This window comes from Microcella sp. (genome assembly GCF_046293215.1).
Lineage (GTDB): Bacteria > Actinomycetota > Actinomycetes > Actinomycetales > Microbacteriaceae > Microcella.
Genome location: NZ_JBKBPI010000003.1, coordinates 118,380 through 131,740, shown reverse-complemented (window position 1 = coordinate 131,740; position 13,361 = coordinate 118,380). Strand labels below are relative to the sequence as shown.

Below are 13,361 nucleotides of genomic sequence, written 5' to 3'. Positions count from 1 at the left end.
ATCATGCAGTTCGCATCGAGCGTGAGGAGCGCACCATGACCGCGACCACCGAAGGTCTGCACCACGTCACGGCCATCGCCGGCGACCCCCAGAAGAACATCGACTTCTACATCACCGGGCTCGGCCTGCGGCTCGTGAAGAAGACCGTCAACTTCGACGACCCCGGCACCTACCACCTCTACTACGGCGACGAGGCGGGGCGACCCGGGACGCTCATGACCTTCTTCCCGTGGCGCGGCGTGCCCGGCGGGCGCATCGGCGCCGGCCAGTCGACCTCGACCGCGTTCAGCGTGCCCGCCGGCAGTCTCGGCTGGTGGACCGAACACTTCGCGCAGATCGGCGTCGAGGGTCGCATCACGTCGACCTCCTCCGACGAGGAGCGCCTGCTCGTCACCGACCCTGACGGCCTGCAGATCGAACTCGTCGCGACGAACGTTGACGACCCGCGCGACCCGTGGGACTCGGCGAGCGTTCCCGCCGAGTACGCGATCCGCGGCCAGCACTCGAGCGTGCTGACGGTGCGCGACAGCGCGAAGACGATCGAACTGATGGTGAACGACCTCGGGATGCGCGTCGTCGACGAGCAGGGAAACCGCACGCGACTGGCAGCCGGCTCCGGTGCCCCCGGCACCCTCGTCGACGTCGTCGCCTCGGGGCTCGCCGCTCAGGGACTCACCGCCGGTGGCACCGTGCACCACATCGCGTTCCGCGTTCCCGACCAGGAGACGCAGGAGGCGTGGCGTCAAGAGCTCGTCTCGCGCGGGCACCAGGTGACCCAGATCATGGACCGCCAGTACTTCACGTCGATCTACTTCCGCGAGCCGGGCGGAGTGCTGTTCGAGATCGCGACCGACACCCCCGGATTCGACATCGACGAGCCGCTGCTTGAACTCGGCCGTTCGCTGAAGCTGCCGCCGTGGCTGGAGCCCTCGCGCGAGGCAATCGAGAACGCGGTCGCGCCGATCCGCATCCCCGACGAGAACAACCCCGGGGTGGCCGCATGAGCGCGTCGTTGAGCGACTGGCCGCACCTGGTGCGGGAGCCGAAAGACGGCGCCCGGCACTACTTCCTGACCCTGCACGGCACGGGCGGCAACGAGACCGAGGTGGCGACCCTCGCGCAGCACCTCGACCCGACGGCGGGCGTCATCTCGCCCCGCGGTCGGGTGAGCGAGCACGGCATGACCCGGTGGTTCGCGCGGGTCGCCGAGGGCGTGTTCGACGTTGACGACGTGATCGCGCGTGCGCACGAACTGGCCGCGTTCATCCAGGCAGCGCGCGAGCAGTACGACCTCCAGGATGCACCGATCACCGCCGTCGGGTTCTCGAACGGCGCGAACATCGGCACCGCGACCGCCCTGCTGCACCCGGGCACGCTGCAGCGGGTGGTCGCGTTCAGCGGCATGTACCCGTTCGGCGACCGCGACCCGATCGCCGATGCGTCGGGAGTTCAGCTCATGCTGCTCAACGGCGCGGCCGACCCCATGGCGCCGGCGGCGAGCGTCGAGCACCTCGTGCGTGTGGCTGAGTCGCACGGTGCCAGCGTGACACGGCACATTCGTGCCGGCGGACACGGCATTGACATGAGTGACGTCGCCGCCGCGCGGGAGTGGCTCGCGGCCCGGTAGACGCGGAACGGGGCCGCGAACTGCGTCGCGGCCCCGTTCGCCCGTGTGTTCGCGTGCGAATCAGCCTGTCGTGGTGTCCCGCACGTCGTCGGCAGCCTGCTCGGCGTCGCCCTTTACGGCCTGAACCGACTCGTCAACGGACTCCTGCACGGTGTGAACAGCGTCCTGCGCGGGCTCCTTCAGGTGCTCGGCCGACTCTTTGGCGATGTCGCCCAGCTCGTGTGCGAGGGGCTCGGCCGCCTCCTTCGCTGCATCGAGGAGCTGCTGCTCGTGGCGTGACGCCGGCACGAGCGACGCTGCCAACCACCCGACGCCGAGAGCGATGAGACCCACGGCGAGGGGGTTACCGGATGCCTTGTCTTTCGCGCGACCGGCGGCGTGCGCGACCCCGTCGGCGCCGGCGACGGCCCCGTCGTGCACGTGCTCGGCCGCGCCCATCACGCGATCCTTGACGCCGCCGACGGCGGACTTCAGCTTGTCAGTCTGACGGCCAACCACCTTTGATGGCGTGACCTTGTCGGCCACGGCGTCGACGTCGGCTCCGAGTGTGACCCGGGTGCGCTCGATATCGGCGCGAATGATGTCTGCATCTCTACTCATCGGTTTTCCTCGTTTCGTTTCACTGCATCCGGAATCTTCTTGAGCGACTCGATCGTCTGAGGCGCGCCCTTCACCTCGCGCAGTCGTGCGCGGCCCACGGCAAACAGCGCGCCGCCGATGACACCCCACAGTGCGGCGACAATGACGGCCGACCAGCCGAGGCTGTCGAGGGCGTCACCGAGAGCCCACCAGAGGGCGATCGACAGAAACAGCAGGGTCATCGATGCCGCGTAGGCCGCACCGCTGACGAGGCCAGCCCCGGCTCCGGCCTTCTTGGCCGAGTCGGCGAGTTCGACCTTGGCCAACTCGACCTCCTGCCGCATCAGAATCGAGATGTCGCGACTCACATCGCTCAGCAACTCGCCGAGAGAGTTCCGCGCGGCCTTCTCCTCCGAGGGCGTGTGTTCGCCACTCGGGGTCGTCTCGAACGGCGCGGTCACGGCCTGCTCGTCTCCCACGCCGCGTCGGCAATGGGCGTGTCGGTCGGCGCAACGCCGCGGGCGGCGCGCGGCGTGGACGCGGTGCCCGGCGCGGCCGGGGGCACGGGCGGAGTGGTCGCGCCCGGCGTGGTCGAGACAGGCGGCGCAGTCGAGACAGGCGGCGCGGTCGACTCGGTGGAGACTGATTCTGTGTCGACGGCGGCACGCGTGGCGCGTCCCAGCGCGACTCCGGCTGCGGCGGCGATCGCGATGAAGGCGCCCGGTCGTCGGCGAGCGAATCGCGACACCTCGGTCACCAGGCTTCCCGCATCACGCGCGTCGAGCCACGACGCGACCGACTCGGTGCGCCCCGAGGCCTCGCGCACGAGTTCGGCGGCGATCCCACTACTCGGGGCCGCTGCGGCCATGTCGGATAGCTCGCTGCTGACGGTGTGCAGCCCGTCCGCGACCCGCTCGTGCTGTCGCTGGGCCTGCTCGCGCAGTTCCTCCTTCGCGGTGCGATACAGCTCCTTGGCCTCGGACGCCGCCACGGATGCCACCTTCTCGCCCTCGTGCTTCACGGAACCGCCCAGGTCTCTGGCCGCGTCCTTCGTGCTCTCGGTGGCGTTTCGTGCTTCAGCCATCGTGTTCCCCTTCCGTCCCTGAGGCCCGGTCGGTGGTGCGATGACCGGGTCCGGCCGCGATCGACCGGACACCTAGTAGGCCAGTCGCAACGAGATTCGCGCAGGGACTGGAATGCGGAGGTAGTTGGTGTTACCGTGCGCGCGCGTCGCGTTAGCGCAGGGCCATGTCGGCGTCGATCGCCGCCGTGGCTCGCAGCAGGACCGGCACGATCCGATCGGCAGCGAGCTGCGGATCACCGCGCCGTGCCGTGGACACATTGACCGCGGCGACGACGAGCCCCCGCGCATCCCGCACGGGGGCGGCGATCGACCGCACGCCTTCGTCGAGTTCGCCGTCGACGAGGGCCCAACCAGCGCTTGCCACGCGGTCGAGTTCGGCCTCGAGGGCGGCCCGCTCGGTGACGGTGTCGGGGGTGAGCGGTCGCCGATCGACTGCGTCAAGCAGCGCTCCCCGGTCATCCGCAGGAAGCGCCGCGAGCAGGACCCGACCCAGCGAGGTCGCCCAGGCGGGGAAGCGGGTTCCGATCGTGATGGTCACGCTCATGATGCGCCGGGTCGGTACGCGGGCGATGTAGACGATGTCAGCGTCGTCGAGAATCGCCAGCGACGACGACTCGTCGAGCTCACGCGACAACGCCTCGAGGTGAGGTTGCGCGATCGCGGGCAGCGTCAGCCCCGAGAGGTAGCTGTAGCCGAGCTCCAGAACGCGAGGCGTGAGCGCGAATCGTCGCTCATGCGCACGGACATATCCGAGCGTCTCAAGCGTGTGCAGCAGCCGACCAGCGGCCGCCCGGGAGATGCCGGCGCGCTGCGCCACGTCACTCAGGGTCAGCTCGGAATGCTCGGCGTCGAAGGCGCGAATGACCGCGATACCTCGAGCGAATGACTGCACAACGTCGGCAGACTCGGCGGGCATACGGCTATCTTTCCAGCACCAACGCAAGCCCCTGGCCGACACCGATGCAGAGCGCGACGACCGCGACACCCGTTCCGCGTCGCACCAGTTCGTGCGCGGCGTGGCCGACGATTCGGCCGCCGGAGGCGCCCAGCGGGTGCCCGATCGCAATCGCGCCGCCGTGAATGTTCACGAGCTCGGGGTCAAGGTCACTCCAGAGGCGGATGCACGCGAGCGACTGTGACGAGAATGCCTCGTTCAGCTCGACGAACGACACATCGGACCACCGTCGACCCGCCCTCGCGAGGGCCCGGTTGGCTGCCTCGACGGGTGCGACCCCGAACACATCGGGGTCGTTGCCGAATGCAGCGCGGCCGGCAATGCGCGCCAGTGGCTCGGCGTCGAGGGCACCCTCGGCGCCGAGCAGCACGGCCGAGGCACCGTCGTTGATCGATGACGAGTTGCCCGCCGTGACGCTGCCGTCGGTCGCGAAGAGGGCCGGGAGCGTGCCGAGCTTGTCGAGGGTCGTCTCGTCACGGATGCCCTCGTCACGCGGCAGGGCGTGGCCAGCCACCTGCACGATTTCCCCGTCATAGACGCCGCCCGCCCACGCGGCTGCGGCTCGTTGGTGACTGCGCAGAGCAAAGGAGTCTTGGTCATCGCGCGAGATGTCGTAGATGGTGGCGAGCTTCTCGGCCGACTCTCCGTTCGAGATCGTCCACTCCTTCGGCAGGGCGCGGTTCACCATGCGCCAGCCGATCGCCGTGTTCCACAGGGTCGGGTTGCCGATCGCCGGGTACGGTTTTGCCGACTTCTCGAGCACGTAGGGGGCGCGACTCATCGACTCCACGCCGCCGGTCAGAATGACGTCGGCGTCGCCCGACTCGATCGCCCGCGATCCCTGGATGACGGCGTCGAGCGACGACCCGCACAGCCGGTTCACCGTCGTGCCGGTCACCGTCGTCGGGAATCCGGCGAGCAGAGCACCGAAGCGGGCCACATTGCGGTTGTCTTCGCCCGCCTGATTGGCGTCGCCGAACACGACGTCGTCGATGCGCGCCGGGTCGAGCCCGGTGCGCTCGACGCTGGCTCGCATCACGGTCGCGGCCAGATCGTCGGGGCGCACGTCGGCCAGCGCCCCGCCGGCCCGGCCGAACGGGGTGCGCACGGCGTCGTAGACGAAGCTGGCGGTCATCGGCTGTCCTCTCGTTGCGCTGAGCTCGCCGGCGCGTCATCGAGCATGGTCAGCTCCAGGCCGGTCAGGGAGCGCAGTTCGTCCAGTGTGGTCGTTCCGAACAGCTCTCGCACGCGAAAGCGGCCGTCGACCACGTCGAAAATGGCGCGATCGGTGTAGACGCGCGTGACGCATCCCACGCCCGTGAGCGGGTAGGTGCACGTGGCGACCAGTTTCGATGCGCCCGACTTGGTGAGCAGGTCGGTCATGACGTACACGTCTTTGGCACCGATCGCGAGATCCATGGCGCCGCCGACGGCCGGAATCGCGTCGGGTGCCCCCGTCGACCAGTTGGCCAGGTCGCCCGATTCGGACACCTGGAAGGCGCCCAAGATGCACAGGTCGAGGTGGCCACCGCGCATCATCGCGAACGAGTCGGCGTGGTGGAAGTACGCGGCGCCCGGCAGCTCAGTAACCGGCTCTTTGCCGGCGTTGATCAGATCGGGGTCGACCTCGCCCTCGGCGGGGGCGGGACCCATCCCCAGCATGCCGTTTTCGGTGTGCAGAATCACCTCGGACTCGGGCGGCAGGTGGTCAGCGACCATCGTGGGCGCGCCGATGCCGAGGTTCACGTACGCGCCATTCGGAATGTCAGCCGCGACGCGGCGGGCAAGGGCGGTGCGGTCGAGACGGTCACTCATGCGACACCACCGACCAGCGGAGCGCCCGTACGATCGACGCCGCCGACAAACGCACCGTCGCGCAGCCAGGGCCGCTCGCCGACCGCGACCACGCGGTTGACGAAGATTCCCGGTGTCACCACGGCTTCCGGATCGAGCATCCCCACCTCCACGAGTTCATCGACCTGCACGACGGTCGTTCGCGCGGCGGTTGCCATGATCGGCCCGAAGTTGCGGGAGGTTCGCCGGTAGACAACGTTGCCCAGACGGTCGGCGCGGAGCCCACTGATGAGTGCGACGTCCGCGTGAATCGGGTATTCCAGCAGGTAGGTGCGGCCGTCGATCACGCGCTGCTCGCGACCCTCCGCAAGCGGGGTTCCGACGGCGGTCGGCGAGTAGAAGGCACCGATTCCGGCGCCCGCCGCCCGGATGCGCTCGGCGAGGTTGCCCTGCGGCACGAGTTCAAGTTCGAGCCGTCCCTCCCGGTAGGCGGCGTCGAAGTGCCACGAGTCGCTCTGACGGGGAAAGGAGCACACGACCTTGCGCACGCGCCTCTCGGCGATGAGGCGGGCGAGGCCGACCTCACCGCCGCCGGCGTTGTTGCTCACGATGGTGAGGTCGCGAACCCCCGCGTCGATGAGCGCGTCGATCAGCTCGACGGGCTGCCCGGCGCGGCCGAAACCGCCCACCATGACGGTGGCGCCGTCGCGAATCCCGTCAACGGCCGCGCTCACATCGGGAACGGTCTTGTCGATCATGGTGCCCTCTTGTTCGCTCTGCGAACGACTGTTCGCTCAACGGACATTCTATGCCATGGGTACCCGCGACGGAAGGCCGCGCTGCCCCGCAGGGCCTCAGCGGCGGCGGTGCACCGACTGCGGAGTGAGATAGGCCTCGAGCCCCTCGACTCCGTACTCCACGCCCATCCCCGAATCGTGCCGACCCCCGAAGGGCGCCGAGTGGTTCGAGGCAAAGAAGTTGATGCCGATCGAGCCGGTGTCGACGCGACGGGCAACCTCGTACGCCGCCGCCTCGTCACGCCCGAACACGATGCCGCCCAGCCCGAACGGGGTGTTGTTGGCCACCTCGATCGCGTGCTCGACATCGCGCACCGGGATGATCGTGATCACGGGGCCGAAGATCTCTTCCCGCGCGATTGTCATCTCGGGGGCAACGTCAGCGAACACGGTCGGCGTCGTGAATGTTCCGATGCCGAAGGGGTTCGGCAGGTCGCCGCCGGCGACGACCCGCGCCCCCTCGGTGACACCCGCACGCAGGTACCCGCGCACCGTCGCCTCCTGGGATGCGGTGGCCACCGGCCCGAAGACCGTCGCGTCGTCGAGCGGGTCGCCGAGCGTCGAGCCCGCGATCGTCTCGGCCACCAGCTGAACAACGGCGTCGTAGTTCGCGGGCGTCGCCAGGATGCGCGTGGAGATGTAGCAGGTCTGTCCCGTATTGCGCAGGCAGCTGCGCACGAGCACCGAGCCGAGGTGGTCGAGGTCGGCGTCGGGCAGCACGATCGCCGACGACTTGCCGCCGAGTTCGAGCGTCACCGGGCGCAGGAGCTCGCCGCAGGCCGCGGCGATGCGCCGGCCGACGGGGGTGGAGCCGGTGAAGGCGACCTTATCGATTCCCTCGTGCCGCACCAGAGCATCCCCGATCTCGCCGTTGCCGGTGATGAGGTTGACGACGCCCGCCGGAATTCCGGCGGCGTGTGCGGCGTCGACCAGGTACCGAATCGACAGCGGCGTCGGCGACGCCGGCTTGATGACCACCGTGCATCCGGCCAGAAGTGCCGGCGCCAGCTTGATGACGACGAGATTGATGGGGAAGTTCCACGGCGCGATGAGCGCGCAGACGCCGACGGGGTCGCGGTTGACGACCGTCTCGTTCAGCCCGTCCGGGAAGGGTCGCACGTCGGCGCGCTCGAGATGGTCGGCGAGGCCGGCGAAGTGACGCAGGATCGACGCCGCGTTGGCCGCCGCGCGCGAGGTTTCGGCGACTGGGGACCCGTTTTCGAGCGTGTTCGTGACGCCGAGATCGTGAGCGCGCGCCTCCACCTCATCGGCCATGCGCGTCAGCAGCACGGCGCGGGCTGAGGGTGAGAGGGCGCGCCATTCGGTGAACGCCGCCCGAGCGGCCGCGACCGCCTCGTCGACGTCGGCACGGTCGGCGATCGGCACGCTTCCCCACTGCTCGCCGGTGGCCGGGTCGACGACGGGAATCGTCCCGCTGCCACGGGAGGGTCGCCGTTCGCCGCCGATGATGTGGTCGCTCACGTGGGTGTACGGCAGCGCGGCCGCGGCGGCGCGGTGCCGTTCGAGCATGGCCTCGACGTCGAGCGTCGGGGTAAGTCCCACTGCGGCGGTCACGACAGCAGCTCCGTCTTGAGCAGCGCTTCGGCGCGGGCGAGCTCGGCTTCGGCCATCTGCACCGCCGCGTCCGTCAGCAGCTCGGGGATGATCTCGCTGCGCAGGCGCCTGGCGTACTCGGCGGGCGAGAGTCCGAACCAGCCGGATGCGAGCGCGATGCCGGTCGCCGTGAAGCGCCACAGCCGGTCGGCGTCACGCACGAGGCTGTCCTCCAGCGAGTGCGAGACCTGCCGGGTGTCGTGCCCGTCGATGATCGCGGTCACCCGCTCGATGAAGGCGTCGTCGTACCCGAGGCCCGGCAAGACCTCGCGGGCGATATCGCAGCCGTGGCGCTCGTGCTCAAAGCGAATGTCGGCCTTGCGCCAGTCGCCGCCGAACCCCTCCGAAATGATCTTCGTCTCGTCGACCCGCGCCCAACCGGTGTCGTGCAGCAGGGTCGTCACCCGCACGAGCAGCGCGTCAGCCTCGGGGTACGCGTCGCACAGCCGCTCGGCGTACGCGACCGAGATCGGCAGGTGGATGTCGTTGGAGCGGGTACGCGATTCGGCGACGATCGCGCGCCACACGGGGTCAAGGTCGTCGATCGCCGGGTTTCCCTGAATGGGCGAGGTGTCGACGGCGACGGCGGTGGGAAGGGGCATGGTCGGGCTCCTGACTCAGACGAGCGACGGCTCGGCCGGCTCGACGACGGACTTCTTCAGCGGCACCGACGTGTCGGCGGCCGCAGACTTCGGGATATCGGCGCCACGGCTGAGCGCCGCGCGCACCGCCATGAAGTCGAGGGGGTGGTTGATGCAGTCCGCGGCGATCAGCTTGTCGTCGCGGTAGTACAAGACGCTGAACTTCTCGCTCGCGGGGTCGCCGCGCAGAACGGTGTCGTCGTACCCGGTCGACAGCCCCGCAATCTGTAGCTTGAGGTCGGCCTGGTCAGACCAGAACCACGGCGTGGTTGCGTATTCGGCGCTGTGACCGACGAGCGTCGCGGCGGCCACCTTCGCCTGCTCGAGGGCGTTGTGCACGCTCTCGAGGCGCACGCGCGGCATGCTGCCGCGGGCATACGGGTTCGGCATGACGGCGCAGTCGCCACACGCCACGATCGTCGGGTCGGAGGTGCGGCAGGCGGCGTCGACGACGATGCCACCGTCGACCTCGAGGCCGAGCTGTTCGGCGAGCTCGGTGCGCGGCACGACTCCGACGCCGATGAGAACGACGTCGGCGGGCACCACGCGGCCATCATCCAGCCGCACGCCGGTGACGGCACCCTCGGCGGATCCCTCGAGGGCGGTGATGCGTGCATCCAGCACGACATCGATTCCGCGGCGGCGGTGGGCGTCCAGGTAGAAGGCGCTCGTCTGCTCAGACACCACGCGGCCAACGAGCCGGGGGGCGGCCTCGAGCACCGTGACGTTGAGGCCGCGGGCGCGCGACGCCGCCGCGACCTCGAGGCCAATGAAGCCCCCGCCGATGACGACGAGAGACGACGCGCGCGACAGACCATCGGCGATCGCGGCGGCATCATCGGCGGTGCGCAGGTAGTGCACGCCGGACAGCTCACTGCCGGGAAGGTCAAGTCGGCGCGGCGCGGCGCCGGTCGCGAGCGCGAGGCGCGCGAACGGGATGCGGCGGCCGCTCGCGGTCACCGCGACGCCCCCGGCCTCGCCCTGCGTGCGCTCGATCTCGACCACGCACTCACCCGCGACGACGTCGATGTCGTGGTCGGAGTACCAGGCGTCGGTGCGAAAGACCAGGTCGTCGCTCGTGATCGTGCCGGCGAGGTACGCCTTCGACAGCGGCGGACGCTGGTACGGCGCGTGCGGCTCGTCGCCGACGAGCACGATCGGGCGCTCGTCGCCCAGCTCGCGCAGGCTCGCGGCGAGCTGCACGCCGGCCTGAGAGGCGCCGACGATCAGTGTCGCGTCGGTGAACGGTGTCGCGGCCATCTCACACCTGCTCGCTCGGCGTCGTGACGCAGTACGTCTCGCCGTCGATCAGCTTGATCTGGCAGGACAGGCGGGAGTTCTCTTCGCGGTCGACGGCGGTACCGTCGAGCATCTCGTCTTCGATTTCGCTCATCTCACCAGCGATCGCCGCGGTTTCGGGCGAGACAAAGACGTGGCAGGTGGCGCACGACATGCTGCCGCCGCACTCGCCGACGATCCCGGGCACGCCGTTGCGCAACGCCGTCTCCATGACGGATGCGCCGGGCACGCCCTCGACGGTGGTCTCGGTGCCGTCGTGGGCAATGTAGGTGACGGTGGTCACGGTGTCCTCCTGGTCGGGGTGGGGCGGTGTCAGAGGTATTGACGGCCGCCGTCGACGACGACGGTCTGGCCGGTCACCGACCGGCTCGCGTCGTCGGCGAGGAACAAGACGGTGCCGACGATGTCGTCGGGCTGGATGGGGCGACGCAGAGCGCTGCGGTCAACCCCGTAGGTTTCGGCGCCCTCAATGAGGCCGTGGCTGGCCTCGGTGAGGGTGAAGCCGGGAGCGACCGCGTTGACGGTGATGCCGCGCGGCCCCAGCTCGGTCGCCATGACGCGGGTGAGGCCGATGACGGCGGCCTTACTCGCGACGTAGTGCGCCCACTGCGCCGAGCCGCTCATCACGGTCGCCGACGAGATGTTGATGATGCGCGCTCCCTCGCCCAGGTGGGGCGAGCAGGCGCGCACCACCTGCCAGGGTCCCTTGACGTTGACGGCCATGACGCGATCCCATTCGGGTTCGGCGATGGCCTCGAGCGGTGATCGGGTGAGGGTGGCGTAGATGGCGGCGTTGTTGACGACGACGTCAATCGTGCCGTCGCCGACCTCGGCCGCGGTGGCCGCCAGGGCATCCGTCGATGCGGTGTCCCTGACGTCCACCTCCACCGCGACCGCGCCGTCGAGCTCGGCGGCGACCTGGTGGGCCGCCGCCGAGTCGATGTCAGCGACCACCACGCGATCGCCGCGCGCGGCGAAGGCGTGCGCGAAGGCTCGGCCGAGGCCGGCTCCGGCGCCCGTGATGATCACGGTGCGCGGCGACTGCGTGCTGGTCATGGGTGTTCTCCGGATTCTCGGTCGACTAGTCGAGGATCGTGACGGTGCCGGTGTTGCCGTCGACGCGCAAGAGCTGACCCGTGCGAATCGTGGTCGAGCCGGTTCCGGTGCCGGTCACGGCGGGCATCCCGTACTCGCGGCAGACGATGGCAGCGTGGCTCATCATTCCGCCGATGTCGGTCACGGTTGCCCGAATCTTTCCGAACACGGGTACCCAGCTCGGCGCGGTCACGGAGGCGACGAGAATCTCGCCCTCCTGCACCTCGCTGAGCTGGCTCGCGCTTGAGATGACGCGAGCCGGCCCCTCGGCGACGCCCGGGGAGGCCGCCATGCCCTTGAGCGTGCCCTCTGGCACGTCTCCCTCGCCGAGCCAGTTCTGAATCTGCTCGGTCGTGATGCCCCAGAGCATGAGGGTGAAGGGCTCGGTGATGACCTCCGGCGGGGTGTTCAGAGCCGGCTGCGGCCGCTCGGTCTCGAGCGCAGCGACGATCGCGCGGCGACGCTCGACCTCGGCCGGCCAGTAGTCCGGCCCGATCGCGGGCGCTCCGACCATCCAGCCGTTGACGTAGTCGAAGAGCACCTCACGCACCTCGTCGCGACGCAGGTAGAACATGTCGTTCCGCTCGGGCCAGAAGCCGGCGTCGTGCAGCACGGCCGACAGCTGACGAGCCTTGCGCCAGAACACGCCCATGGTCCAGTGCTCGATGTAGAAGTTGTGGTTCTCGACGTACGGGTACACGGTGCGCGCGAGGCCCAGCTTTCCGCGGAAGGTCTCGAGCTGCTCGCCGTCCAGCAGTTCGGCGTACTCCTCCGTGATGCGGTCGCGCTCGACGACCAGGTGGTCGATGTCGCGGTCGATGTCCTGGCCCGACAGCAGGCGGTCGATGTAGCCCTTGATGAACGCCAGCGGCGTCGAGGGCACGTCACGCCAGTACTCGTCGTGGGCGTAGAAGCCGTTACCCGTGGTGAAGTTGAACCACGGGTCCTGAGACTCGGTCCACTGGGCGAGCCATTCGGCGCCGCCCGGGCGATCCGCGATCGCCACGAGCACAGCATCCGCGTCGGAGGTGTCGGCGAAGAGGTCGGTCAGGTCGTTGTTCACCGCGAGCTTGGCGAGCTTCTTCAGCTCGTCGTCGGGGCGGAACAGCTCCATGTCGACGCCCTGCACCATGGTCGCGATCGCCTGGTCGGAGATGCGCGGGAACACCGTCTTGCAGAACATGAACAGGTCGAGGTAGGCGACGTAGCCGAGGTTCAGGAACTCGAAGTGGTACTGCCACGCCCGGTAGGCGAGCGCGATGAGGCGGTCGTAGTCGCCGAGCAGTTCCGTGGCGGGTCCGGTGCCCTTGCCCGACAGAACGTCGGCCAGGTCGATCTTCTCGGGAAGCGCGGTGAAGTCGATCGACTCCATCTCGTCGATCGTGGCCCGCAGCTTCACGTGCCAGTTCTCGAGCAGGCTCTGCCAGTTCTGGAAGTAGTGCCCGGCGCGCTCCATGAACTGCGGAACGCGCGCCTCGATCTGCTCGGGGGCCACCGCCACCGGAGACATGTAGAGGTAGCCGTTGTGGATGCGGTACTCGATGCCGTTCGCCGTCGGAATCAGCAGCTGGCGCGAGTTGTACTGACCGAGGCAGCCCACGGCGAACTCGAAACCGATCGTCTCGAAGGGCTTCGTGACGGTCGGCCAGTGCTGGCTGTCGCAGAACCAGAACTTGCCTTCCTCGACCGCACGACGGTTCTCCTGGAAGACGAGGTTGTAGGCGTAGAGGTCTTTCCAGCCCTCAGCACCGCGCGGCGGCGCCTGGTCGTAGGGGCTCGGGAAGGAGCGTCGAGGGGCAGGTGCCCCCTCGACGACGGGGGCAGCAGTCGTCGTTGACATGCGAGTCCTTTCAGGGGTGTGCAGGGAAGGGTGATC

15 protein-coding genes are annotated in these 13,361 nt (G+C 69.1%); 2 read left to right on the top strand and 13 right to left on the bottom strand.

The window, feature by feature from the left end:
- Positions 1-35: 35 nt before the first annotated feature.
- Positions 36-1,004: a ring-cleaving dioxygenase gene (locus tag ACK4SC_RS04145; protein WP_409615081.1), complete on the top strand. Its 969-nt coding sequence runs from the start codon at positions 36-38 to the stop codon at positions 1,002-1,004.
- Complete coding sequence (locus ACK4SC_RS04140) at positions 1,001-1,627, top strand: alpha/beta hydrolase (protein ID WP_409615079.1); 627 nt, start codon at positions 1,001-1,003, stop codon at positions 1,625-1,627. Before ACK4SC_RS04145 ends, ACK4SC_RS04140 begins: the two co-directional genes overlap by 4 nt.
- 60 nt (positions 1,628-1,687) lie before the next feature.
- Here the strand turns inward: ACK4SC_RS04140 and ACK4SC_RS04135 are convergent, their stop codons facing one another.
- The 13 genes from ACK4SC_RS04135 to ACK4SC_RS04075 form a co-directional block, all read right to left on the bottom strand.
- Positions 1,688-2,227, bottom strand: coding sequence for a DUF3618 domain-containing protein (locus ACK4SC_RS04135; protein ID WP_409615078.1), 540 nt, complete (start codon positions 2,225-2,227; stop codon positions 1,688-1,690).
- Positions 2,224-2,667, bottom strand: coding sequence for a phage holin family protein (locus ACK4SC_RS04130; protein WP_409615076.1), 444 nt, complete (start codon positions 2,665-2,667; stop codon positions 2,224-2,226). The genes ACK4SC_RS04135 and ACK4SC_RS04130 overlap by 4 nt, the downstream gene beginning before the upstream one ends.
- The gene (locus tag ACK4SC_RS04125) at positions 2,664-3,290 is read right to left on the bottom strand and encodes a hypothetical protein (RefSeq protein ID WP_409615074.1); all 627 of its coding nucleotides are present in this window, start codon (positions 3,288-3,290) and stop codon (positions 2,664-2,666) included. The genes ACK4SC_RS04130 and ACK4SC_RS04125 overlap by 4 nt, the downstream gene beginning before the upstream one ends.
- 151 nt (positions 3,291-3,441) lie before the next feature.
- The gene (locus tag ACK4SC_RS04120) at positions 3,442-4,206 is read right to left on the bottom strand and encodes an IclR family transcriptional regulator C-terminal domain-containing protein (RefSeq protein ID WP_409615072.1); all 765 of its coding nucleotides are present in this window, start codon (positions 4,204-4,206) and stop codon (positions 3,442-3,444) included.
- A gap of 4 nt (positions 4,207-4,210) precedes the next feature.
- Complete coding sequence (locus tag ACK4SC_RS04115; protein ID WP_409615070.1) at positions 4,211-5,380, bottom strand: thiolase family protein; 1,170 nt, start codon at positions 5,378-5,380, stop codon at positions 4,211-4,213.
- Entirely contained in the window at positions 5,377-6,060 is a 684-nt protein-coding gene (locus ACK4SC_RS04110; protein WP_409615068.1) for a 3-oxoacid CoA-transferase subunit B, read from the bottom strand. The genes ACK4SC_RS04115 and ACK4SC_RS04110 overlap by 4 nt, the downstream gene beginning before the upstream one ends.
- Positions 6,057-6,797, bottom strand: coding sequence for a 3-oxoacid CoA-transferase subunit A (locus ACK4SC_RS04105; RefSeq protein WP_409615066.1), 741 nt, complete (start codon positions 6,795-6,797; stop codon positions 6,057-6,059). The genes ACK4SC_RS04110 and ACK4SC_RS04105 overlap by 4 nt, the downstream gene beginning before the upstream one ends.
- A 96-nt stretch (positions 6,798-6,893) precedes the next feature.
- Positions 6,894-8,411: an aldehyde dehydrogenase family protein gene (locus ACK4SC_RS04100; RefSeq protein WP_409615065.1), complete on the bottom strand. Its 1,518-nt coding sequence runs from the start codon at positions 8,409-8,411 to the stop codon at positions 6,894-6,896.
- Positions 8,408-9,052 carry an HD domain-containing protein gene (locus ACK4SC_RS04095; RefSeq protein WP_409615063.1) on the bottom strand — a complete coding sequence of 215 codons (645 nt, stop codon included), beginning with the start codon at positions 9,050-9,052 and terminating at the stop codon, positions 8,408-8,410. Before ACK4SC_RS04095 ends, ACK4SC_RS04100 begins: the two co-directional genes overlap by 4 nt.
- A gap of 15 nt (positions 9,053-9,067) precedes the next feature.
- A complete protein-coding gene (locus tag ACK4SC_RS04090) occupies positions 9,068-10,351 on the bottom strand; it encodes an NAD(P)/FAD-dependent oxidoreductase (protein WP_409615061.1) in 1,284 nt (427 codons plus the stop codon).
- A gap of 1 nt (position 10,352) precedes the next feature.
- Positions 10,353-10,673 carry a 2Fe-2S iron-sulfur cluster-binding protein gene (locus ACK4SC_RS04085; RefSeq protein ID WP_409615059.1) on the bottom strand — a complete coding sequence of 107 codons (321 nt, stop codon included), beginning with the start codon at positions 10,671-10,673 and terminating at the stop codon, positions 10,353-10,355.
- 29 nt (positions 10,674-10,702) lie between these two features.
- Positions 10,703-11,446: an SDR family NAD(P)-dependent oxidoreductase gene (locus ACK4SC_RS04080; RefSeq protein ID WP_409615057.1), complete on the bottom strand. Its 744-nt coding sequence runs from the start codon at positions 11,444-11,446 to the stop codon at positions 10,703-10,705.
- 25 nt (positions 11,447-11,471) lie between these two features.
- A complete protein-coding gene (locus tag ACK4SC_RS04075; RefSeq protein ID WP_409615055.1) occupies positions 11,472-13,325 on the bottom strand; it encodes a PEP-utilizing enzyme in 1,854 nt (617 codons plus the stop codon).
- Positions 13,326-13,361 lie beyond the last annotated feature (36 nt).

What these genes read in the sequence shown, in the direction of transcription:
- ACK4SC_RS04120 (WP_409615072.1), bottom strand. Translation starts at nt 4,206, where the DNA reads ATGCCCGCCGAGTCTGCCGACGTTGTGCAGTCATTCGCTCGAGGTATC.
- ACK4SC_RS04125 (WP_409615074.1), bottom strand. Translation starts at nt 3,290, where the DNA reads ATGGCTGAAGCACGAAACGCCACCGAGAGCACGAAGGACGCGGCCAGA.
- ACK4SC_RS04135 (WP_409615078.1), bottom strand. Translation starts at nt 2,227, where the DNA reads ATGAGTAGAGATGCAGACATCATTCGCGCCGATATCGAGCGCACCCGG.
- ACK4SC_RS04115 (WP_409615070.1), bottom strand. Translation starts at nt 5,380, where the DNA reads ATGACCGCCAGCTTCGTCTACGACGCCGTGCGCACCCCGTTCGGCCGG.
- ACK4SC_RS04140 (WP_409615079.1), top strand. Translation starts at nt 1,001, where the DNA reads ATGAGCGCGTCGTTGAGCGACTGGCCGCACCTGGTGCGGGAGCCGAAA.
- ACK4SC_RS04105 (WP_409615066.1), bottom strand. Translation starts at nt 6,797, where the DNA reads ATGATCGACAAGACCGTTCCCGATGTGAGCGCGGCCGTTGACGGGATT.
- ACK4SC_RS04075 (WP_409615055.1), bottom strand. Translation starts at nt 13,325, where the DNA reads ATGTCAACGACGACTGCTGCCCCCGTCGTCGAGGGGGCACCTGCCCCT.
- ACK4SC_RS04080 (WP_409615057.1), bottom strand. Translation starts at nt 11,446, where the DNA reads ATGACCAGCACGCAGTCGCCGCGCACCGTGATCATCACGGGCGCCGGA.
- ACK4SC_RS04145 (WP_409615081.1), top strand. Translation starts at nt 36, where the DNA reads ATGACCGCGACCACCGAAGGTCTGCACCACGTCACGGCCATCGCCGGC.
- ACK4SC_RS04090 (WP_409615061.1), bottom strand. Translation starts at nt 10,351, where the DNA reads ATGGCCGCGACACCGTTCACCGACGCGACACTGATCGTCGGCGCCTCT.
- ACK4SC_RS04095 (WP_409615063.1), bottom strand. Translation starts at nt 9,052, where the DNA reads ATGCCCCTTCCCACCGCCGTCGCCGTCGACACCTCGCCCATTCAGGGA.
- ACK4SC_RS04110 (WP_409615068.1), bottom strand. Translation starts at nt 6,060, where the DNA reads ATGAGTGACCGTCTCGACCGCACCGCCCTTGCCCGCCGCGTCGCGGCT.